This is a genomic window from Siminovitchia terrae, assembly GCF_003605405.2.
In the GTDB taxonomy this organism is placed as follows: domain Bacteria; phylum Bacillota; class Bacilli; order Bacillales; family Bacillaceae_C; genus Siminovitchia; species Siminovitchia terrae.
Window position 1 is genome coordinate 35,189 of record NZ_QYTW02000030.1, and the last position, 17,337, is coordinate 52,525.

Consider the following 17,337-nt stretch of genomic DNA (forward strand, 5'->3'; position numbering starts at 1 on the left):
GGGTGGAAATGCGGGAGATAAAATTCAGGGCGAAGCTTGATAAAGAATCATTTCCAAATAGTTATAAAAAAGACTGGGTGTATGGTTTTGTGTCTAAGCACGAAGGCGAATGGTGCATTGATACCTATGGAAACAATGGAAGGTTTGTGAGTGATGGTCAGTATTTGAGAATTAATGGTGAAACGATTGGTCAATACACCGAACTCAAAGACAAGAACGGCGTGGAAATCTTTGAGGGGGATGTTGTTCGTCAATATCCAAAAGATGGATACCAACAAATCATTATGAATGGGAATTTGGGAATTATTGAATTTGGTCATAGTGCATTTGTTTCAAGGAATGTTAATGACCACAGAACACATTTCTTGTTCTATACAGAACAAGAAGTCATCGGCAACATCTACGAACACAGTCACTTATTGGAGGTGGCGGAATGAGTGAAAAAATAAAGCGGTGTGAAGCTTGCGAAGATCCTTTTCGTTGGAATGATGATGTTATCGAAGTGAATGATAAATTCTACCACAAAAATTGCGTAGAGCTTTATCCAACCGGATACTTTGCAATGTTGGATGATGAGCCATTGGGGGGAACGGAAAACGAAGACGGAAGCATGGCCTTCGAAATCCTAGATCAAGATGAATATCTGGAGGATGCGGAATGAACCAAGATCAAGTAAGAAAAAAAGAAGATAGGTTTTTCCGGGAAGTCGAAGCTGATCTAGTCAATCATCCACCACACTATACAGCGGGAACAATCGAAACCATTGATTATATAAAGGACGTTCAAACAGCAGAAGAATTTCAAGGTTATTGCATCGGCAACGTAATTAAGTATCTATCACGACACAAATATAAAAACGGGCTAGAAGATTTAGAAAAAGCAAAAATTTATCTTGGTTGGGCAATTGATTCGATGAAGGGGGAGCCACTTCAAAAATGAGTATAACCCTTGAGTCAGAAAACAGATCCATCGGCAAATTGGAAGGTCATTACCTCCGAAACAAGGCAGGTCAAACATATCTAGCATGCGAGGACATGAATTTCATATGGACAAGACAGCAAGTAAAAGATTTCCGCATCCTTTGGGAAGAGGGAATAAATTTGGACGAGTTGTCACGGTATTTCCAGCGGTCGCAAGAAGAGATTCTCATACTTGCTCTTGATTTAGGAGTGAAAAATAAAATAAAGCCAAGGGATGGAGGTCTTATAGGTGAAATGCCCTTCTTGTAAGAAAAATACTAGGGTAATTGATTCTCGGCCAGTCAGTGAGAGTTTGATCAAGAGAAACCGGAGTTGCTGTAGTTGTGACACAAGGTTTGTAACGTTTGAGAAGGTTGGATATGTCTACAGGGATTGCGGGTTACCGGTGGAGCAAGACGTTTATCAATAACCTTTAAGGGGGCGGCAGTGATGCCTAGTCGATTCGAGGTCGGTGAGTGGGTCCGCAGGGGCGCAGAGGTTGGCTGGATTGATCAGATTCTTAATTACAACGTTATGGTTCAATTTGTTGGCAATAGCTACACATCGAGCGCCAGCCCTGACTCGCTAGAAAGCTATGATGCGATATTACCGGAAGCCGTAGAAGATGCGAAACCTGTATTTGTAGAAATGGCAATCTCGACATGGGATGAAGATTTGTTTAATTACGCCATTGGGAAAACGGAGGAACTGACATGACCTGCATCGAGTGTAAGCAGCTGCCGGCGATTTATTGGGATAAATCGTTTTGTATGGATTGTTACACGAATCTTTTGAAGAGTAAAAAGAAAGAGGAAGTGCGGGCTTGATACAAAAAGTGAGGGAGTGAAGCTATGAAATACATTGTTTTAAAAACAGAGGATGTTGAAAAATATTGTTCTTTTGAACAGCAGGAACAACTAATGGAAATTTGCGGAGATATTCACGCAGGCAGATTTAGAGCAGGAAAGGAAGAAGAAAACAGGTACTTGGTTGTAAATGTAGATGAACCATATGCCCACGATGTAAGGACGTTAATTGAAGAACATGAAGGTGAAGCAGTTTCTTTTGATTAACACACAGTACGGAGAAAAACGGAGGTAAAAATAATGCAGGAATTAACAACGAAAATAAAAGAATGGGCAGAGGAACGGAATCTACATACAGCAGACCCAAACAAACAAATTCTAAAGCTCGGAGAAGAATTCGGAGAGTTATGCCAAGCAAGGGCCAAAAACAGACCAGAGCTTGCTAAAGATGGCATAGGAGATATGTACATTGTCCTCACGATATTGGCAATGCAGTTGGGAACGAGTATAGAAGAATGTGCGGCGTTGGCATATGAGGAAATCAAGGACCGGAAAGGGAAAATGGTGAACGGCGTGTTTGTGAAGGAGGCTGACTTGAATGTCTGAATGGCTAACCACAGGGCAGATGATTGATACGTTGAAGGTTGGGGAAGTGGCGGAGAGTGACGATGGCAAGCTGACAGCTAAATGGAATGAATATGACAAAATTGTTTTTAACAATACAAGTAATGGGGGCGGCAGAAATAGCCTGCACCTTTATGACTTGGGAAGAAGATGGCGTATCCTTCCTAAATTTGTGAGCTTCGATGATGCTATGAAGGCTCATGAAGCAGGTAAGGTTGTTTTTTATCACGGTCACATTGATGTAGTTGAATTGTGGGATAAGCTATTACCTGATCAAAAACACATTAGGGTAAGTTCCACTGATTTGGGCGATTATTCATTGCTTGGTATGTGGAAAGGAAAATGGACCATCGAGGATGATTCCAATGACTGAAAGCAAAGAATGGTACGTGGAGCAATTATTAGCAATGCCAAGCAACGGCTATGACCGAGACTCACTGGAAAGGATGTCCGTTGTGCAACTATACAAACTTTACTGTGAGCGCATCGACAGGCAGGGGATGGTGTAAGTGGTTGAGATAGTCATACCAGGGGAATTCCCCACGATGAATGAAATAGTGGCGGCAAGCAAAAAACATCATATGCAATACGCAAATATGAAGCGTACATACACAAGGCTTGTCGCCTTGAAATCTAGGAACCTACCAAAAATAGATAAAGCTAACTTTGAAATCACATGGTATTGCAAGGATCGGAGGAAAGATAAAGACAACATCATGGGCGGTCAGAAATTCATCTTTGATGGTCTTGTGGAAGCTGGCGTCATCAAAAATGACGGATGGGCGCAGATTGGAGACATATGGCATCGGTTTTCGGTAGATAAAGAGAATCCGAGGGTGGAAATAAGGGTGGAGGAAATGGAAGGATGAAATTTGATTTAAAAACACCTTGTAAAGATTGTCCATTTATAAAAGGCAGCTCCACAAACAAAACTTTAGCTGAAGATCGGATAGAGGGCATTGTTGACGACATTAGAGCCGGTATGACCTTTACTTGTCACAAAACATTACAAAAACATACATCAGAACAACAACATTGTGCTGGAGCTTTAATCTTCTTAGAAAAGGAAAACAAACCTAATCAAATGATGAAGATAGCTGAACGACTAGGGTTATACGATCATCGTAAGTTAAAAATGAATGTTGAAATTATAGATGAATATTAACCTGAAATGAAAATGGAGTGATTCCATGAAAAGAAAACAAAAATACCGCCACGGTTACTACCTTCTTCACAGAATAGAGGAAGGGCAACCTGTTTGGCAGTATGATTACTTTCAAAATCACGAAGTAAAAGCCCGCATCCGGCAAGGATGGAAGATAGCATGAGGCAGAAGGGAGATAAATATCGTCCCATTGTAACGATCCTCAAAACTAAAAAGGGAACGCCCACTGTGATACAGGTCAGTGGTAGACAATACACGTTGCAGCATCCGGATCAGTATAAGCGGGCATGAGTCAAATTGCGAGGCAAGAAGAGGTGAAAATATGACTATATTAGTTCCATTTGAATACTTCAATGAACGCATGAGTGATAAGCCTTATACGGTTTATATGGTTAACGAGGACAACCCTAATAAAAGTGGATATATTCAAGGGTATTGGGAATGTACTCATTGTGGAGAAGGAACTCAATTCAGATTCTTTGATGACAGCCGATTCCCTTATTACCAAGCGAAGTGTCCGAAGTGTCGCAAAGATTTTTTAGCCAAAGACGATACGGATTGGGAAGATTAACGTACAGTTCGAAATAACAAGGCGGGTGATACCTATGGTATTTGAAGTAAAGATTAAGTTTTTACACAAAGGCTCAAAAAGAAAAGAAATTGAAAGCAAAGATGGGTTTACCGCAATAACCAAGGCATTGGAGACTCTTAATTCTACGGAAAAAGATAACGTTTCAGCAGTGCTTATAACTGATATTAAATCCCATGCAGGGGATCAGTATAAGAGGTAGTGGATAAAGACTGTGCGACAAGGAGGTTAAACAAGTGAAAGTTAAATCTATTGAAGAGTATTTAGGAAAAATGGGAGTAAAAGCTGATGATGTATTTACAAAAGAACAGGCAGTCGAACTGGTAAATGCGAATGTAATCGCTATATATAAAGGTCGAGTAAATCTTAGAGAGGATAAAATTTTCACTGGTTACGACATAGCCGACAAACTTCACACCATTGAATCAGTATTTACAGAAGCCTTTGAAAAAGCCTTAGACGATGAAGATGTTTAGTTCACAGTACGGAGAAAAAGGGCGGTGATCCCATGCAACAAATCAATCAAGGCCTGCGGGGCAGAGTGGGAGTGAGTGATGTGGAACGGTTGGAAGAAACACAAGAACACTTAGTAGCGATCAAAAATCTCGTTGATAAGTATGAAAATTGTTATGACAAAGATATCGCGCTTAAATATTGCAGAGATTTAATGAGATACCACGCAAAATGGTTTATCCAACAAGCTGAACGAGTGGAGGAACAGCAGAAGGAAATAGAACGGTCGGGTAAGTGGAAAAAACATGCAGAGAGCTTATCGGATGTTGTGTCAGATTTGGAATTAGAAAACAAACGTTATCGGGAAGCTTTAGAAAAAGCTGTAAAAATAATGCAAGACCACGCAATAGGTGATGCTCAGGCGGAAGTTGACATGATGTACTTCGTGGAAGAATGGAAGTCACTAAAGGAATGACAGGAGGGAACGGGGTGGAAAAAAGGTCTATTGACAATGCCACGGTTAACATACTTCTTGAATTGGATGGAAAGGTCCATCTTGTCGGAATGGAAAAAGATGCCCTAGACACAATCACATTTCTTATAAAAAGATCCACAGAACAAATTGTAGAAACAGGAAAAACACAAATGGAACTATTAAACTTTCTGAACTACAAACGGGAGGACTAACATGCACGACAACACAACAAAGGCAGTGATCAACCTGACAGAGGATGCAGCATATGTAGTGAAAAAGGGGAAGCTCACTAAAATAACAGCTCGGGAGCATGGACAGGACGTCATCATTTGGAAAAATGGACAGGTCCTTGATGTAGATCGGAACGAACGAATAAGGATAGAGGGGCAGGAGGTTATATGATTGAGCGAATATACGGTCGTAATTGAGCGAAAGCCATTAAGAAAAACATTCACAAAAATAGGACTACACATGTTTCAATTCACCAAGGATTTTACCCGAATACGATATCAGAAAAAAGATAAAAAATGTCATCTATGTAAAGAAGACTTTTTCAACAATGAACGTATTAGTTTGGCTTTTGTGAAGGGTATGAAAAATCATTTGTTGTGCGAAAAGTGTGCTAAAAAATTAATTGAAAAAGGTGTTTCTTATATTGATAAAAGTAAAACATAATAAATAGTCCTTACGGAAGAACCGACGGACACTGAAAGGCGAAAGCTTTTTGGTGTCTTTTTATATTTTAGGAGGGAAAAGAGAATGGTTATAGCATTTCAAATAATTATATTGATCATAATTGGAATTTCGTTCCTCGGAATTGTGGGAGAGAAAGAGGACAAAGCATTGAGAAATAATCTATTTCCATTATGCATTGCGGCAATCGCTGGGTTCATTGTGAGTGTGATGTGGTTATGAATCCACCAATGAAAGAGCAACTTGAAAAAGCATACGGAAAGCCAAAGCACAGGGAGCCGCAGAAGCGCCGCAGGGAAGACTTATCAGAGTTTGAGATCAAAAGCCTTATGGGGATGGATAGACCAGTTTATCGCAAGTACAGGGGTTCTTACAGACAAAGATAAGGGAGGGGTCGGAATGAATAAAATTGATATCGAGAACACACTCAAAGATTACCATTGGATGATTAACAGCATAAAAATCATGAGGCAGTCATTGGAATCTGCAGGAGAAGGATTAACGGCCCAGTATGGAATCGAATCAACTATGCCAAAAGCGAAGGGACAGACAAGTGATCCAGTCCACAGGGAAGTCGTAAGACGAGGCCGGCATTGGAAAAAGGTAAAAGGGTATGAAGAAAAGATCAAAGTCATTCAGGAACGTGTCCACTTGATTACGAACGAAAGAGAAACGGAAGTCCTTCACTGGATCTTGGAAGGGAAAAGCTATCGTTGGATTGCTGCTCATATGGGACTGTCTCATTCACACATCAAAAGAATAAAAGAGAGCATCGTGGATCAAATAAGCCAACATGTTCCAGATGTTCCAAATGTTCCAGATGTTACGAATTATGGATGTGGTAAATCAGCATGTTAAACTGGAAGAGAGGTTTAGTTCTGCTGTTCCTCTGTTATGTATCTGTCTGCGCTGTCCCTTGGAAAAGGATGGCGCTATGCGGTGGCGGAAAAGGTAGACGCTAAATAAACTCGGCCCGAGATCCAGACGGAGTAGTCATGCATGGGGTCATAATAAAGGTGTGCATGATATGTAAGGTGCAAATCCTTGCCCGCATATTGTCGCTTGTTCCTGTAGGTTCGGGGATAGCCCGGACGGCCGATGCGTGCCACGTGTTGTGCTTCAGCAGGAGGGGGCTATTTAAATGTGATCTGAACCCATGCTAGACATGGCAGTAGGATCGGTTGCCGGGAATCCTAACGTGAATCCCGGCTTTTTAGCTGATGTGCCATGATGCACAAACAGCCAGTTGGATTTCGTAATGCGATAACCAGCCTTTATGGTAATCATGGCAGTTTCGGTCTATTGTCGATTAATGTCAAACTATAGAGATTAATCACAGTGAGCAGATAGCCATTTTTGGTGTAATATATAGCCAGGTGAGTTGATTTGTCGAAAAAAAGCGTGAACTTTATTCAGGTTATTAAAAATGATATGAGTGAAGTGAATAATAGAGGTGTAGTCAAGGTTAATTATAAGGCCTTGAATAAGCTTTTAGAAGAACATGAGAGACTGTCTAGCTATCATGGGGATATTGACCTCGGGATTGAAGATGGAGGCATAGAGTCCTATGGTAATGAAACGTTAACCGTTAATTACAAGACTTTATCAGAGTTGGTAAAGAATTATGAAATATTAAAGAAGGATTGACGTCGATTTAACGGGAGCGTCTTGGTAGATGCTTTTTAGGTAAATAGTTGCAGGAAAATATCTCCTTTTGTCGAATAGGTTCGATGGGAGGGGGGTGTAATACATGAGTGAACAAGAAAAGTATTTTTATATATTTGAATTTGTGAACGGTAAAATAATAGAAATCGAAAGAGATGACATAGTTCTAGCTGGAAAATTAAGAAGCACAGATAAACGCATGTTCCCGATTGACAATATGTTCATAAACCTTGATAACGTTATTAGCATAACTGTTGAAACACAAAGTGAGAGAGAAAGCGATGCGGAAGAAATTTTAAATTTAGTACATGATATAAAATTTTAATTAAGCACCCATAGCGGTGCTTTTTCTTATGACTAAAATTCGGAGGTGGCGGTGATGTAATATGAGTAAATTGACAGCTAAACAAGAGCTATTCTGTCAGGAGTATATCATTGACTTAAACGCTACTCAAGCAGCTATTAGAGCAGGTTATAGCGAGAAAACAGCGAGAGTGACGGCATCGAAGTTGCTAACAAAAGCTAACATTTCCACACGTATAAAGGAACTGAAAGATAAACGTGCCGATAAGTTAGAATTGGATGCCTATTGGGTGCTGAAACGATTAAAAGAAATATCCGATCGCTCAATGCAAGCTGAACCAGTTATGGAATGGGATCATGCAGAAGGTAAGCTTGTTGAAACGGGGGAATATCAGTTTGACAGCACTGGTGCCAATAAAGCCACTGAGTTAATCGGTAAGCATATTGGTATGTTTGATCCTAAGTTACCTGGCCAATTAAAGATGATGGATATACAGCAAGAAAAGGTGAAGGCAGAGATATCAAAAGTTAAGGCTGAAACTGACAAGATATCCAAAGATGATAACAACAAAGCTCCACCAACTATAATGATCGTTGATGCATGGAGTAACACCAATGAGTAAGCCTACTATCGACATTCAGCAAAACGTCAATCCGCATTTCAAGCCTGTATGGACAACCAAGAAGCCGTACAACATATTGAGGGGCGGTCGGAACTCATTTAAATCATCTGTCATAGCCTTGCAGCTTGTTTACATGATGCTCTGGTATTTAATAAAGGGCGAGAAAGCTAACGTTGTTGTGATCCGTAAGGTAGCAAATACGATTCGCGATTCCGTATTCTTAAAAATACAATGGGCTTTAGGTAAGTTCGGTTTTATGGTAGCCAAAGGTGGAGACTTCGAACCAACAGTTGCGCCGTTTAAAATAACTCATAAAGGTACAGGCTCTACGTTCTATTTCTATGGCCAAGACGACTTTGCGAAACTGAAATCTAACGACATCGGAAACATAATTGCGGTCTGGTATGAAGAAGCAGCAGAGTTTGCAGATGCGGAAGAATTCGACCAAACGAATACTACGTTTATGCGGCAAAAACATCCTTTAGCTGATATAGTGCGTTTCTTTTGGTCATATAACCCACCAAGAAACCCATACAGTTGGATCAATGAATGGTCTGACAGCATGATTGGTGAAGATAACTACCTCGTACATGATTCAAGCTATAAGAATGACGAATTGGGTTTTGTTACTGAGCAAATGCTGCAGGATATTGAGCGCATCAAGAAGAACGACTATGATTATTACCGTTATCTTTATCTGGGTGAACCTGTGGGGCTTGGAACTAACGTCTATAACATGAACCTGTTCAAGGGATTAGATGTATTGCCGGATGACGATAGAATCATAGCCTTGTATTACTCAATGGATACAGGTCATTCAGTTTCAGCAACCTCTTGTGGGTGCTACGGACTGACAGCAAAGGGAAATGTAATAAGGTTGAACACGTACTATTACAGTCCTGCTGGACAAGTGAGGAAAAAGGCTCCTAGTGAGTTATCTAAGGGCATTCATGAGTTTGTGACGGCCACATCAACTTGTGAACACTGGAAAGGCGCCCGAATCCAAAAGAGGACGATTGATAGTGCAGAGGCAGCACTAAGAAATCAATATCTCAAAGACTTTGGGCAACATTGGATGCCGGTGGCTAAGAAAAAGAAAATAGATATGATCGATTACGTCCATGACTTATTAGCGCAGGGGCGTTTTTATTATCTTAAGAAGCCAATACCTACTGGATTGCCGTATTGTGACAGCAACGACATATTCATCGAAGAACACAAGAAATATCAGTTTGACGAGAAAACACTCAACTCAGACGATCCAAAAGTTATCAAAGAAGATGACCATACGTGTGATGATTTTCAATATTTCTGTACGGCCAATGCTCGTGATCTAAGACTGAGAGTGTAGGAGGTGAGCGCGTGAGCATCATCCAGAGCATTAAGAAATTCTTTAAGAGAGGAGGTTACGCTTTGTCGGGGCAAACACTCAAAACAATCAATGACCATCCTAAGATCAATATAGAACCCGAAGAATTGGAGAGGATTGAAAGGGATCTCGAGGAGTACAAAGGGAATTATCCTGAGGTTGAATATATCAACTCGATGGGGCAATTGCAAAAACGAGATTACATGCATTTAAACATGGTTAAGTTAAGCGCCGAATTGCTGTCCGGTTTAGTCTTTAATGAGCAATGCGAAATCACTGTATCGGATGCTGATGACGAGAAAAAGAAGACTAACACCTATAAATCGGCAAATGACTTTATACAGCATGTGTTTGAGCATAACGACTTCAAAAAGAATTTAATGCGGTATCTGGAACCGATGTTTGCAATAGGAGGCATAGCAGTCCGGCCGTACGTTGACCAATCGACTGGAGAAATTGAATTTGCTTGGGCTTTGGCAAATGCATTTTATCCGTTGAAATCAAACAGTAACGGCATTTCAGAAGGCGTTATTGTGTCCGTAACAACGAAGGTAGACCGGGACAAGACCATTTACTATACACTGCTAGAGTTTCATGAGTGGGAAAATGAATTGTACGTGATTACAAACGAACTGTATAAATCGGACAACAAAAGTGAAATAGGCAAGCGAGTGCCTCTAAACGAGATATACGAAGGATTGGTGGAGAGGACCGAGGTTGCAGGCTTATCACGCCCGATTTTTAATTACTTAAAGCCCGCTGGATTCAACAATATTAGTCCTCTCAGTCCGTTGGGGTTGGGGATTACAGACAATTGCAAGCCTACTCTTAAGCAGATCAATGACACATTTGACCAATTTAATTGGGAAATCAAGATGGGGCAACGTACCGTCTTTGTCAGTGATTACATGCTGCAAACATTGCCGAGTGAAGATGGGTTGCCGCCAAAACAAGTGTTTGATCCTAACACCAACGTATTTAAAGCCATGAGGATGGCTAGCGATGAAGAGATGGTAAAGGATGTCACAAATGACATTCGATCTGATCAATATATTTCAGCCATAAATCATCATCTGAAAACATTGGAAATGGATCTGCAGTTATCAGTAGGCACACTTTCCTTTGATGGCAAATCAATGAAAACAGCGACAGAAGTAGTCAGCGAGAATAGTTTGACATACCGAACTCGAAACAATCACGTTAATGAAGTTGAAAAGTTTATCAAAGGATTAATCATTTCTGTGCTTGAATTAGCCAAAGCGACCACCGGAAAGAATAGCAAACGTCTGTTTGATGGTGAAATACCAACGTTCGAGCATATTGGCGTTGATTTTGACGATGGTATTTTTGTCGATAAAGCACAGCAATTGAAGTTCTATGGTCAAGCTAAAACACTTGGTTTTATCCCAACTGTGGAGATTATTCAAAGGATTTTTGAAGTGCCTAAGGAAACAGCTGAACAGTGGGTTAAAGAGATACAGTCAGAGCAATTGGCATTTGACCCAATGGAGGTTAGCGATAGGACGGCAAGGCGTATGTTTGGTGATGAGGAGTGATTTAAGTGACTGTAAACGATTTGATTAAACGGTTAAAGAAAATCGACGGTGACAAGATGGTGTTACATGTTGACGAAAATGGTGGATGGTCAAATATAGAAATTAGCGAAAAGGAGCATGATGTTCATATTTACGATGAACACAATCCACTGTTTCATGATTGAAGGTGATTAAATGGTTAAACCTAAAATTACACCTTACCAACTAGACTTATGGTCCAGTAACATGGCTGAACTTTACAACAGCCTAGAAGGTGAAATCATTCGTATCATCATCAAGCGCTTGAAAAACGGATCAGATGACATTACCGAATGGCAAGCTCAAAAGCTATCAGAATTACGCTTGTTTAATAGAAAAGTGACTAAGCTGTTAGCAAAGGTAACGGGAGTTGCAGAGCCCGAAATCAAGCGAATGTTTGAAGAATCAGGACATGAGATTGTTCAAGATGTAGATAAGGCTATGCCCTACCAAGCAAAGCCAATGCCCAACAACCTAGATAACGTCATGAGAGCCTATCATGATCAAGTATGGAGCGAGATTGATAATTACGTCAACCAAACCCTTATTACCACAAATTACAGAGTTGGAACGGCACAGAGGGCATATCAAGACGTGCTTAATCGAACGACAGCAATGTTTAACACAGGGCTTTATACATTCGAGCAATCATTGGAGCGCTCAATCACTGAGTTGGCGCAAAAAGGTATTAAAAGCACCATGGTTGATAGAGGCGGCCACGCATGGAGCTTAGAAGGGTACACACGCACTGTTTTAAAGTCTACGCTAGGCAATACCTATAACGAGCTTAGAAAAGACCGCATGGCTGAATATGACGTGCATACAGTGGTTGTCACAAGTCATGCAGGGGCTAGAAAACAATGTTCAGCTATTCAAGGTCATGTGGTGGATTTAAGATTCCCTAGTGAGATTCCTCCTGATAACGAGTATAAATCTATTTATGATCCGTCATGGGGTGCTGAATATGGAACAGCAGGCGGACACCGAGGTGTTAACTGCCGTCATTTGCATATACCTTTTATTCCAGGTGTCAATACGAACAATCAACCACAATATGACTCTGAATTGAATCAGGAAGTAGCAAAAGCCAGAGATACTCAGCGACGAATTGAAAGAGAGATTGTTAAATATAAGAAAAACCTTATGGTTGCTGAGAAGCTTGGAAGCAAAAAAGCCGATCACTGGCGAATGATGGTTAGACGCAGGCAGGCTGCTATGAGAGATCATTTGAGTAAGAATGGTGAGCATTTAAGCCGTAATTATAAGCGTGAGAAGGTATATACTCCTTTAGATACGTTGTTGAAAGACTTTGATTACAAAAAATGATCCATATTGTAAGAAGAACATTTAATAGGTTTTAAGTTTGTCTTTAGCCAATAGACGTTATAAACAGGGCTATTTATTATGCCCATTTTAAAAGCTTGGGGTAAAACTAAGCGTAACCTTTCAGCGTGAGGTGTGACACGCCTAAAAACATTAATAAAGGAGCGTATATAGATGGATTTAAAAGAATTGCTAGGTGAAGAACTGTATAACCAAGTCACAGAAAAAGCAGGTGATAACAAAATTGCGATTGTTTCTGATGGTCAATGGATCCCTAAACAGAAATTTGATGATGTCAATACATCGTTAAAAGATTTCAAGGATCAGTTGAAGGAAAGAGACGATCAATTGGAAGAACTGAAAAAGATTGATGCAGCAGGACTTCAACAAAAGATTCAAGAACTGCAGCAAGAAAATGAAACCACCAAGACCGATTATGAACAAAAGCTTCAGCAAAAGACCTTTGATTACGCTTTGAAAGATGCTCTTACAGGAGCAAAAGTTCGCAATCCAAAGGCTGCTAAAGCTCTGTTGGACTTGGAAACTATCAAGCTTGATGGAGAAAAGCTTCTAGGTTTGGATGACCAACTAAAAGCCATCCAAGAAAGCGATCCATATCTGTTCGAGGTTAAAGAGGAACCCAATCCCTCCCCGCAGATTGTTGTGCCAGGCAATCCAAATGGCGGGAAAGGCAATGGTGAGACTGACCCATTTGCCGCAAAGTTGGCTAAATACAATTAAAAGAAAGAGGTAATAAGAAATGGCAGGAGAAAACAACAACCAAGCTGTACGCAGTTATCAAAAGCAATTTAAGGAGTTATTGCAAGCTGTATACCAAAAACAAGCTTACTTTGCTGAGTTTTTCGGTGGAGGCGTGGAAGCTCTGGACGGAGTTACTCATAACAAAACAGCATTTTCCATCAAAACAAGCGATATTCCGGTGGTTATCGGTACGGAATACAACAAGGATCCAGATGTTGGTTTTGGTACTGGAACAGGTAAGTCTACTCGATTTGGTGAGCGTCAAGAAATCATTTATACGGACACTGATGTACCGTACACATGGGAATGGGTATTCCACGAAGGTATTGACCGCCATACGGTTAATAATGACTTTGCCGCAACGATTGCAGACCGTTCCGACTTGCAAGCGCAAGCTAAGGTTCAATTGTTTGATAATCATGGTGGTTTGTTTATTTCACAGGTTGCAGACCAAACATTCAAACTGGCCGGAATTACAAATGATGCAGTATTAAAGCTGTTTAACGACCTATCCAATGCTTATGTAAACATGGAAGCAGTCGGCACTAAGATGGCATGGGTGAAGCCAGAGCTATACAACGCAATTGTCGACCATCCGATCACTACAACAGCAAAACATTCGGGAGCTAATATTGACGCCAACGGAATCATTAGCTTTAAAGGCTTCCAGATTAAAGAAGTACCAGAAACAAAATTCCAAGATGGTGAGCTTGCTTACACATCTATTACAGGTGTTGGTAAACAATTTACAGGGATTAATACAACTCGTACTATCGAATCAGAGGACTTCGACGGAGTAGCTTTCCAAGGTGCGGGTAAGGCTGGGGAATTCATTTTGCCAGCTAATAAAAAGGCGGTTATCAAGGTGACTTTGGGGGAGTAAATCCCCCGAATATTGACGTCACGCCAACGACTGACGGGGCAGTCATTAACCTTAAATAAGGAGGGCTTTTATGTTTAAAATCTACAAAGGCAATGATGTGGTCGTAGAGGGTGAAAGCCCTCTAACAATCACAGGGATTAATCCCAATACAGATGTTGCTGCAGGTGAATATCAAGCAGTAAGGGTAGACGGTGATAGGGAGTCTGAAAGAGTGGATATTCCTGCATTTAAAACATTGCCGATTGCGGTAACAGGAGTAACACTATCACCTAAAACATCCAGTGCAGAGGCAGGAACGGCGGGTACAAGGCAGTTAACAGCTACCGTAGCGCCAACTAATGCAACGAATAAAAGCGTATCATATGCTATTGTACCAACCACAAACGGATTATCCGTTAATGCCAGCGGCTTAATCTCATGGAACGAGGATGTACCAGCAGGGACTTATACAACTACTGTAACAACGGCTGATGGTGCGAAGAAGGATACGCATGTATTAACATTGGCTGAACCAGAGCCAGATCCACCACCAGAGGGTGAATGAACATGGCTTATTTAACGTATGAAGAATTCAAAAAGTTGAATAGTGCAGATGTCGATGAAAAAAAGTTTGATGAACTACTTCCGAAGGCATCTGCCATATTGGATAACGTAACCAGTCATTTTTATGCAAGATATGACATGGAAAAAGACAACCCTTGGCGAGTAGATAAATTCAAACGTGCATTATGTGCCCAAATAGAGTACTTCAACGAATTAGGCGCAACAACATTTGAATCAATCAATAACGCTCCACAGACGTTTTCAGCAGGTCGCACAAGCGTGTCTAATGCTAGTCGGTACAACCCAAGTGGAGCCAATGAAAGTAAACCTCTAGTGGCAGAAGATGTGTTTGTTTACCTTGAAGGGACTGGATTACTCTATGCTGGCATCGGGGTGAGATCATGGTAATGCTAAAGCCGCCAAAGGATTTTTGTATTGATGCATTTGAGTACAAAGAATATCTAGGCGAGAACGATTGGTCTGAACCTCAATACGCCAAACCTATTCTAATTGAACATTGTCGTATTGATCGTGGAGCTGAATATACGTCAACAACATCTGGAAAGCAACTGCTGTATAATGCGGTTGTTTTTTGCTATGGAGGCATTACAACGCCGTTACCAGCGTTTAAAACAGAGTCTGTGCTTGTGTTTGATGGCATTGAGCATGTTGTTACAAAGGTTATACCAATTTACGAAGCGTATAGCACGACCATCTATTCCTATGAGTTAGAGGTGGTCTGATGGTACAAGTTAACATCAATATAACAGGAGTACGCCGGAAATTAAGTTCGCAGGCTCAACAACAAGGACAAAGGGCGCTCGCTAACCAAGCGCTAGCTGACATGAATCCATTTGTGCCAGCGGATGAAACTACCTTAAGGCAAAGCGCGACAATCGCCACTGATGGTTCGGCTGTCAATTACAACACTCCGTACGCAAAGGCGCAATTTTATGGGCGTGTAGGTAAAGGTGGTTACCCTGTTCGTAATTACACAACACCTGGTACGGGTCCACGGTGGGATGAAAAAGCGAAATCAATACACATGAAGGATTGGGAAGATGCATTCAAGAAGGGAGCTGACTGGTAATGGATTTTATGGAGAGGCTATGCGACAAAGTAAATGAAATGCCAGAGCTTCCTATTACATGTAAGAAGGGTTACCTTGGCGCAGATGAATCATTCGTGGTTTATCCTTTGCCAGGATCGAGAGTTGTGCAAGAATACATGGATGGCACAAAAGACTGGGCAATGAATTATGAATTTGCCATGAAGTCTAAGGTGCAAAGCAAAATAAACCAAACCTTATGGACCGTTCAGACCGAATTAGAAAAGCTCGCTGAACTAGAAAGTCAAAATGACAGCTTTGAATTCGAAGAACTAATCATAACGAACAAGCCTTTTATCAATCAAATTGATGACCAAGGTTGGTTCGTTTTTTTATTGGATGTACAAGCAAAAATAACAGTTTTGAAAGGGGATTAATCAAATGGCAAGATTAAAAAACGCATTAAGAGGTCACTTTGTGCAAAAGTACACACCAGGTCAAGAGGAACCAGGAACAGAATGGCTAGAACTAGCGAAATATATCTCAACTATCGGTGATGATACACAAGAAGAAACGGAAGATACAGCATTTTATGATGGCGATGGCACGCCAGAAACAGATGTGGTTTCTGTTGCCGGGGCATATACACCAGAAGGTTCTTTTGATCCAGAGGATCCAGCTCAAGCGCTAATTGCAAATATGAAATACAAGACGGGAGACGGTCGTAAGATTTGGCATAAAGTTGTATCAGCTGACGGAAAGAAAGAATGGGTTGGTAGAGCTACGGTGTCCGCAATTGTTGCAGGTGCTGGTGATGCTAGTGCTTACGAAGATTTTAGTTGTAACATTCGATTCGATTCACTCCCAAAGGAAACTGACCTGTCGGGGGAGTAATGGCCCCAGTGGTTGAATCAGTATCACCCACAACAGATGGGGCGACTGTAACACTTAAATAATGATTATGAGGCGTTCTGTAATGGAACGTCTCTTTTTATATAGGAGGATAAACATGTCAAAAGGTATAGATATCCCCATTAAAAGGGCGGGGTTTCCTGTAAAAATCGGAGAAGTGGAAATTTGGTTTGATGACAGAATCGAAGCGATTTCAGATTTTTGGGATAGGGATGAAAAAGCGCGAGAACAATTGGAAGAATTAGATGAGAAAATTGAAAAATCGCAGCTAAAAGATATTGACGAAACTAATGTTGATAGAGAGGCATACAACTCCACATTCGACTTTAAAAAGGAAGAACTGAAAATACGATACGATTCTCTTTTAGGTGAAGGGACGTTTGAACAAATTTACAGCAGGTATCCCGATATTCGTGAATTGATGTCGATATACGAACCGCTTGAAGAGGCAATCGTAGAGATTGTTGTTGACCGGATGCAAACATATGAAAAAGAACGAAAGAAAGAATTTGAATCAAAGAAAAAAGAGTATTTGAAGAAAAAAGCCAAAAAGAAGTAGGTGACTAAC

Annotated in this window: 36 protein-coding genes and 1 pseudogene; 36 read left to right on the plus strand and 1 reads right to left on the minus strand. The window is 40.8% G+C overall.

What is annotated here, in order from left to right:
* Window positions 1–8 precede the first annotated feature (8 nt).
* The 11 genes and pseudogenes from D5F11_RS21575 (at window position 9) to D5F11_RS21620 (ending at window position 3,554) form a co-directional block, all read left to right on the plus strand.
* A complete protein-coding gene (locus D5F11_RS21575; RefSeq protein WP_120118299.1) occupies window positions 9–437 on the plus strand; it encodes a YopX family protein in 429 nt (142 codons plus the stop codon).
* A complete protein-coding gene (locus tag D5F11_RS21580) occupies window positions 434–661 on the plus strand; it encodes a hypothetical protein (protein WP_120118300.1) in 228 nt (75 codons plus the stop codon). The genes D5F11_RS21575 and D5F11_RS21580 overlap by 4 nt, the downstream gene beginning before the upstream one ends.
* Window positions 658–939: a DUF3310 domain-containing protein gene (locus D5F11_RS21585; protein WP_120118301.1), complete on the plus strand. Its 282-nt coding sequence runs from the start codon at window positions 658–660 to the stop codon at window positions 937–939. Before D5F11_RS21580 ends, D5F11_RS21585 begins: the two co-directional genes overlap by 4 nt.
* Window positions 936–1,229: a hypothetical protein gene (locus D5F11_RS21590; protein ID WP_120118302.1), complete on the plus strand. Its 294-nt coding sequence runs from the start codon at window positions 936–938 to the stop codon at window positions 1,227–1,229. Before D5F11_RS21585 ends, D5F11_RS21590 begins: the two co-directional genes overlap by 4 nt.
* A pseudogene (locus D5F11_RS27575) lies at window positions 1,210–1,335 on the plus strand (NrdR family transcriptional regulator); the annotation flags it as partial. The gene D5F11_RS21590 and the pseudogene D5F11_RS27575, both read left to right, overlap by 20 nt.
* Before the next feature lie 74 nt (window positions 1,336–1,409).
* Window positions 1,410–1,676: a hypothetical protein gene (locus tag D5F11_RS21595; protein ID WP_120118303.1), complete on the plus strand. Its 267-nt coding sequence runs from the start codon at window positions 1,410–1,412 to the stop codon at window positions 1,674–1,676.
* Between the two features lie 134 nt (window positions 1,677–1,810).
* Complete coding sequence (locus D5F11_RS21600) at window positions 1,811–2,032, plus strand: hypothetical protein (RefSeq protein ID WP_120118304.1); 222 nt, start codon at window positions 1,811–1,813, stop codon at window positions 2,030–2,032.
* Between the two features lie 33 nt (window positions 2,033–2,065).
* Entirely contained in the window at window positions 2,066–2,371 is a 306-nt protein-coding gene (locus D5F11_RS21605; RefSeq protein WP_120118305.1) for a MazG-like family protein, read from the plus strand.
* The gene (locus D5F11_RS21610) at window positions 2,364–2,762 is read left to right on the plus strand and encodes a hypothetical protein (protein WP_120118306.1); all 399 of its coding nucleotides are present in this window, start codon (window positions 2,364–2,366) and stop codon (window positions 2,760–2,762) included. Before D5F11_RS21605 ends, D5F11_RS21610 begins: the two co-directional genes overlap by 8 nt.
* A gap of 172 nt (window positions 2,763–2,934) precedes the next feature.
* Window positions 2,935–3,258, plus strand: a complete 324-nt coding sequence (locus D5F11_RS21615; protein ID WP_120118343.1) for a RusA family crossover junction endodeoxyribonuclease — start codon at window positions 2,935–2,937, stop codon at window positions 3,256–3,258.
* A complete protein-coding gene (locus tag D5F11_RS21620; RefSeq protein ID WP_120118307.1) occupies window positions 3,255–3,554 on the plus strand; it encodes a hypothetical protein in 300 nt (99 codons plus the stop codon). Before D5F11_RS21615 ends, D5F11_RS21620 begins: the two co-directional genes overlap by 4 nt.
* Here the strand turns inward: D5F11_RS21620 and D5F11_RS21625 are convergent.
* A complete protein-coding gene (locus D5F11_RS21625) occupies window positions 3,551–3,745 on the minus strand; it encodes a hypothetical protein (RefSeq protein WP_126646655.1) in 195 nt (64 codons plus the stop codon). The two genes, D5F11_RS21620 and D5F11_RS21625, sit on opposite strands and share 4 nt — an antisense overlap.
* Before the next feature lie 131 nt (window positions 3,746–3,876).
* Between D5F11_RS21625 and D5F11_RS21630 the strand changes: the two genes are divergently transcribed.
* The 25 genes from D5F11_RS21630 (at window position 3,877) to D5F11_RS21740 (ending at window position 17,328) form a co-directional block, all read left to right on the plus strand.
* On the plus strand, window positions 3,877–4,125 hold the full coding sequence (locus D5F11_RS21630; protein ID WP_120118308.1) for a hypothetical protein: 249 nt from the start codon (window positions 3,877–3,879) through the stop codon (window positions 4,123–4,125).
* Between the two features lie 34 nt (window positions 4,126–4,159).
* Window positions 4,160–4,345, plus strand: a complete 186-nt coding sequence (locus D5F11_RS21635) for a hypothetical protein (protein ID WP_120118309.1) — start codon at window positions 4,160–4,162, stop codon at window positions 4,343–4,345.
* Between the two features lie 34 nt (window positions 4,346–4,379).
* Complete coding sequence (locus D5F11_RS21640) at window positions 4,380–4,619, plus strand: hypothetical protein (RefSeq protein WP_120118310.1); 240 nt, start codon at window positions 4,380–4,382, stop codon at window positions 4,617–4,619.
* Between the two features lie 32 nt (window positions 4,620–4,651).
* Window positions 4,652–5,071, plus strand: a complete 420-nt coding sequence (locus D5F11_RS21645; protein ID WP_120118311.1) for a hypothetical protein — start codon at window positions 4,652–4,654, stop codon at window positions 5,069–5,071.
* Window positions 5,072–5,085: 14 nt separating this feature from the next.
* Window positions 5,086–5,283, plus strand: coding sequence for a hypothetical protein (locus tag D5F11_RS21650; RefSeq protein WP_120118312.1), 198 nt, complete (start codon window positions 5,086–5,088; stop codon window positions 5,281–5,283).
* A 1-nt stretch (window position 5,284) separates the two neighbouring features.
* The gene (locus D5F11_RS21655; protein WP_120118313.1) at window positions 5,285–5,473 is read left to right on the plus strand and encodes a DUF3954 domain-containing protein; all 189 of its coding nucleotides are present in this window, start codon (window positions 5,285–5,287) and stop codon (window positions 5,471–5,473) included.
* A complete protein-coding gene (locus D5F11_RS21660) occupies window positions 5,474–5,746 on the plus strand; it encodes a hypothetical protein (protein WP_120118314.1) in 273 nt (90 codons plus the stop codon).
* Window positions 5,747–5,830: 84 nt separating this feature from the next.
* Window positions 5,831–5,986 (plus strand): hypothetical protein, encoded by a 156-nt coding sequence (locus D5F11_RS26890; RefSeq protein WP_185830840.1) that lies wholly within the window; start codon window positions 5,831–5,833, stop codon window positions 5,984–5,986.
* Between the two features lie 177 nt (window positions 5,987–6,163).
* Window positions 6,164–6,622 carry a helix-turn-helix transcriptional regulator gene (locus D5F11_RS21665; protein WP_120118315.1) on the plus strand — a complete coding sequence of 153 codons (459 nt, stop codon included), beginning with the start codon at window positions 6,164–6,166 and terminating at the stop codon, window positions 6,620–6,622.
* A 528-nt stretch (window positions 6,623–7,150) separates the two neighbouring features.
* Complete coding sequence (locus D5F11_RS21670) at window positions 7,151–7,411, plus strand: hypothetical protein (protein WP_120118316.1); 261 nt, start codon at window positions 7,151–7,153, stop codon at window positions 7,409–7,411.
* Between the two features lie 103 nt (window positions 7,412–7,514).
* A complete protein-coding gene (locus D5F11_RS21675; RefSeq protein ID WP_120118317.1) occupies window positions 7,515–7,754 on the plus strand; it encodes a hypothetical protein in 240 nt (79 codons plus the stop codon).
* A 61-nt stretch (window positions 7,755–7,815) separates the two neighbouring features.
* Window positions 7,816–8,355, plus strand: coding sequence for a terminase small subunit (locus D5F11_RS21680; protein WP_120118318.1), 540 nt, complete (start codon window positions 7,816–7,818; stop codon window positions 8,353–8,355).
* On the plus strand, window positions 8,348–9,706 hold the full coding sequence (locus D5F11_RS21685) for a PBSX family phage terminase large subunit (RefSeq protein ID WP_120118319.1): 1,359 nt from the start codon (window positions 8,348–8,350) through the stop codon (window positions 9,704–9,706). Before D5F11_RS21680 ends, D5F11_RS21685 begins: the two co-directional genes overlap by 8 nt.
* Before the next feature lie 62 nt (window positions 9,707–9,768).
* Window positions 9,769–11,280, plus strand: coding sequence for a phage portal protein (locus tag D5F11_RS21690; protein ID WP_120118344.1), 1,512 nt, complete (start codon window positions 9,769–9,771; stop codon window positions 11,278–11,280).
* A gap of 5 nt (window positions 11,281–11,285) precedes the next feature.
* On the plus strand, window positions 11,286–11,444 hold the full coding sequence (locus D5F11_RS26895) for a hypothetical protein (protein WP_185830842.1): 159 nt from the start codon (window positions 11,286–11,288) through the stop codon (window positions 11,442–11,444).
* 10 nt (window positions 11,445–11,454) lie between these two features.
* Window positions 11,455–12,624 carry a phage minor capsid protein gene (locus D5F11_RS21695; RefSeq protein ID WP_120118320.1) on the plus strand — a complete coding sequence of 390 codons (1,170 nt, stop codon included), beginning with the start codon at window positions 11,455–11,457 and terminating at the stop codon, window positions 12,622–12,624.
* 171 nt (window positions 12,625–12,795) lie between these two features.
* A complete protein-coding gene (locus D5F11_RS21700) occupies window positions 12,796–13,362 on the plus strand; it encodes a phage scaffolding protein (RefSeq protein ID WP_120118321.1) in 567 nt (188 codons plus the stop codon).
* A 19-nt stretch (window positions 13,363–13,381) separates the two neighbouring features.
* A complete protein-coding gene (locus tag D5F11_RS21705; RefSeq protein ID WP_120118322.1) occupies window positions 13,382–14,266 on the plus strand; it encodes a phage capsid protein in 885 nt (294 codons plus the stop codon).
* 70 nt (window positions 14,267–14,336) lie between these two features.
* The gene (locus D5F11_RS26900; RefSeq protein ID WP_185830843.1) at window positions 14,337–14,810 is read left to right on the plus strand and encodes a putative Ig domain-containing protein; all 474 of its coding nucleotides are present in this window, start codon (window positions 14,337–14,339) and stop codon (window positions 14,808–14,810) included.
* Window positions 14,811–14,812: 2 nt separating this feature from the next.
* Window positions 14,813–15,217, plus strand: coding sequence for a head-tail connector protein (locus D5F11_RS21715; protein WP_120118323.1), 405 nt, complete (start codon window positions 14,813–14,815; stop codon window positions 15,215–15,217).
* A complete protein-coding gene (locus tag D5F11_RS21720) occupies window positions 15,211–15,552 on the plus strand; it encodes a putative minor capsid protein (protein ID WP_120118324.1) in 342 nt (113 codons plus the stop codon). The genes D5F11_RS21715 and D5F11_RS21720 overlap by 7 nt, the downstream gene beginning before the upstream one ends.
* Window positions 15,552–15,899 (plus strand): minor capsid protein, encoded by a 348-nt coding sequence (locus tag D5F11_RS21725; protein ID WP_120118325.1) that lies wholly within the window; start codon window positions 15,552–15,554, stop codon window positions 15,897–15,899. Before D5F11_RS21720 ends, D5F11_RS21725 begins: the two co-directional genes overlap by 1 nt.
* Window positions 15,899–16,294 carry a minor capsid protein gene (locus D5F11_RS21730; RefSeq protein WP_120118326.1) on the plus strand — a complete coding sequence of 132 codons (396 nt, stop codon included), beginning with the start codon at window positions 15,899–15,901 and terminating at the stop codon, window positions 16,292–16,294. The genes D5F11_RS21725 and D5F11_RS21730 overlap by 1 nt, the downstream gene beginning before the upstream one ends.
* Window positions 16,295–16,298: 4 nt before the next feature.
* The gene (locus D5F11_RS21735) at window positions 16,299–16,751 is read left to right on the plus strand and encodes a phage tail tube protein (protein WP_120118327.1); all 453 of its coding nucleotides are present in this window, start codon (window positions 16,299–16,301) and stop codon (window positions 16,749–16,751) included.
* Between the two features lie 115 nt (window positions 16,752–16,866).
* Window positions 16,867–17,328: a hypothetical protein gene (locus D5F11_RS21740; RefSeq protein WP_120118328.1), complete on the plus strand. Its 462-nt coding sequence runs from the start codon at window positions 16,867–16,869 to the stop codon at window positions 17,326–17,328.
* Window positions 17,329–17,337: the final 9 nt, after the last annotated feature.

What these genes read in the sequence shown, in the direction of transcription:
- D5F11_RS21595 (WP_120118303.1), top strand. Translation starts at nt 1,410, where the DNA reads ATGCCTAGTCGATTCGAGGTCGGTGAGTGGGTCCGCAGGGGCGCAGAG.
- D5F11_RS21625 (WP_126646655.1), bottom strand. Translation starts at nt 3,745, where the DNA reads ATGGGACGATATTTATCTCCCTTCTGCCTCATGCTATCTTCCATCCTT.
- D5F11_RS21735 (WP_120118327.1), top strand. Translation starts at nt 16,299, where the DNA reads ATGGCAAGATTAAAAAACGCATTAAGAGGTCACTTTGTGCAAAAGTAC.
- D5F11_RS21675 (WP_120118317.1), top strand. Translation starts at nt 7,515, where the DNA reads ATGAGTGAACAAGAAAAGTATTTTTATATATTTGAATTTGTGAACGGT.
- D5F11_RS21720 (WP_120118324.1), top strand. Translation starts at nt 15,211, where the DNA reads ATGGTAATGCTAAAGCCGCCAAAGGATTTTTGTATTGATGCATTTGAG.
- D5F11_RS21585 (WP_120118301.1), top strand. Translation starts at nt 658, where the DNA reads ATGAACCAAGATCAAGTAAGAAAAAAAGAAGATAGGTTTTTCCGGGAA.
- D5F11_RS21620 (WP_120118307.1), top strand. Translation starts at nt 3,255, where the DNA reads ATGAAATTTGATTTAAAAACACCTTGTAAAGATTGTCCATTTATAAAA.
- D5F11_RS21615 (WP_120118343.1), top strand. Translation starts at nt 2,935, where the DNA reads ATGAATGAAATAGTGGCGGCAAGCAAAAAACATCATATGCAATACGCA.
- D5F11_RS21580 (WP_120118300.1), top strand. Translation starts at nt 434, where the DNA reads ATGAGTGAAAAAATAAAGCGGTGTGAAGCTTGCGAAGATCCTTTTCGT.
- D5F11_RS21635 (WP_120118309.1), top strand. Translation starts at nt 4,160, where the DNA reads ATGGTATTTGAAGTAAAGATTAAGTTTTTACACAAAGGCTCAAAAAGA.
- D5F11_RS21600 (WP_120118304.1), top strand. Translation starts at nt 1,811, where the DNA reads ATGAAATACATTGTTTTAAAAACAGAGGATGTTGAAAAATATTGTTCT.
- D5F11_RS21680 (WP_120118318.1), top strand. Translation starts at nt 7,816, where the DNA reads ATGAGTAAATTGACAGCTAAACAAGAGCTATTCTGTCAGGAGTATATC.
- D5F11_RS26890 (WP_185830840.1), top strand. Translation starts at nt 5,831, where the DNA reads ATGGTTATAGCATTTCAAATAATTATATTGATCATAATTGGAATTTCG.
- D5F11_RS21645 (WP_120118311.1), top strand. Translation starts at nt 4,652, where the DNA reads ATGCAACAAATCAATCAAGGCCTGCGGGGCAGAGTGGGAGTGAGTGAT.
- D5F11_RS21665 (WP_120118315.1), top strand. Translation starts at nt 6,164, where the DNA reads ATGAATAAAATTGATATCGAGAACACACTCAAAGATTACCATTGGATG.
- D5F11_RS21715 (WP_120118323.1), top strand. Translation starts at nt 14,813, where the DNA reads ATGGCTTATTTAACGTATGAAGAATTCAAAAAGTTGAATAGTGCAGAT.
- D5F11_RS21705 (WP_120118322.1), top strand. Translation starts at nt 13,382, where the DNA reads ATGGCAGGAGAAAACAACAACCAAGCTGTACGCAGTTATCAAAAGCAA.
- D5F11_RS21605 (WP_120118305.1), top strand. Translation starts at nt 2,066, where the DNA reads ATGCAGGAATTAACAACGAAAATAAAAGAATGGGCAGAGGAACGGAAT.
- D5F11_RS21575 (WP_120118299.1), top strand. Translation starts at nt 9, where the DNA reads ATGCGGGAGATAAAATTCAGGGCGAAGCTTGATAAAGAATCATTTCCA.
- D5F11_RS21700 (WP_120118321.1), top strand. Translation starts at nt 12,796, where the DNA reads ATGGATTTAAAAGAATTGCTAGGTGAAGAACTGTATAACCAAGTCACA.
- D5F11_RS21730 (WP_120118326.1), top strand. Translation starts at nt 15,899, where the DNA reads ATGGATTTTATGGAGAGGCTATGCGACAAAGTAAATGAAATGCCAGAG.
- D5F11_RS21695 (WP_120118320.1), top strand. Translation starts at nt 11,455, where the DNA reads ATGGTTAAACCTAAAATTACACCTTACCAACTAGACTTATGGTCCAGT.
- D5F11_RS21685 (WP_120118319.1), top strand. Translation starts at nt 8,348, where the DNA reads ATGAGTAAGCCTACTATCGACATTCAGCAAAACGTCAATCCGCATTTC.
- D5F11_RS21725 (WP_120118325.1), top strand. Translation starts at nt 15,552, where the DNA reads ATGGTACAAGTTAACATCAATATAACAGGAGTACGCCGGAAATTAAGT.
- D5F11_RS21610 (WP_120118306.1), top strand. Translation starts at nt 2,364, where the DNA reads ATGTCTGAATGGCTAACCACAGGGCAGATGATTGATACGTTGAAGGTT.
- D5F11_RS21590 (WP_120118302.1), top strand. Translation starts at nt 936, where the DNA reads ATGAGTATAACCCTTGAGTCAGAAAACAGATCCATCGGCAAATTGGAA.
- D5F11_RS21655 (WP_120118313.1), top strand. Translation starts at nt 5,285, where the DNA reads ATGCACGACAACACAACAAAGGCAGTGATCAACCTGACAGAGGATGCA.
- D5F11_RS26900 (WP_185830843.1), top strand. Translation starts at nt 14,337, where the DNA reads ATGTTTAAAATCTACAAAGGCAATGATGTGGTCGTAGAGGGTGAAAGC.
- D5F11_RS21630 (WP_120118308.1), top strand. Translation starts at nt 3,877, where the DNA reads ATGACTATATTAGTTCCATTTGAATACTTCAATGAACGCATGAGTGAT.
- D5F11_RS21740 (WP_120118328.1), top strand. Translation starts at nt 16,867, where the DNA reads ATGTCAAAAGGTATAGATATCCCCATTAAAAGGGCGGGGTTTCCTGTA.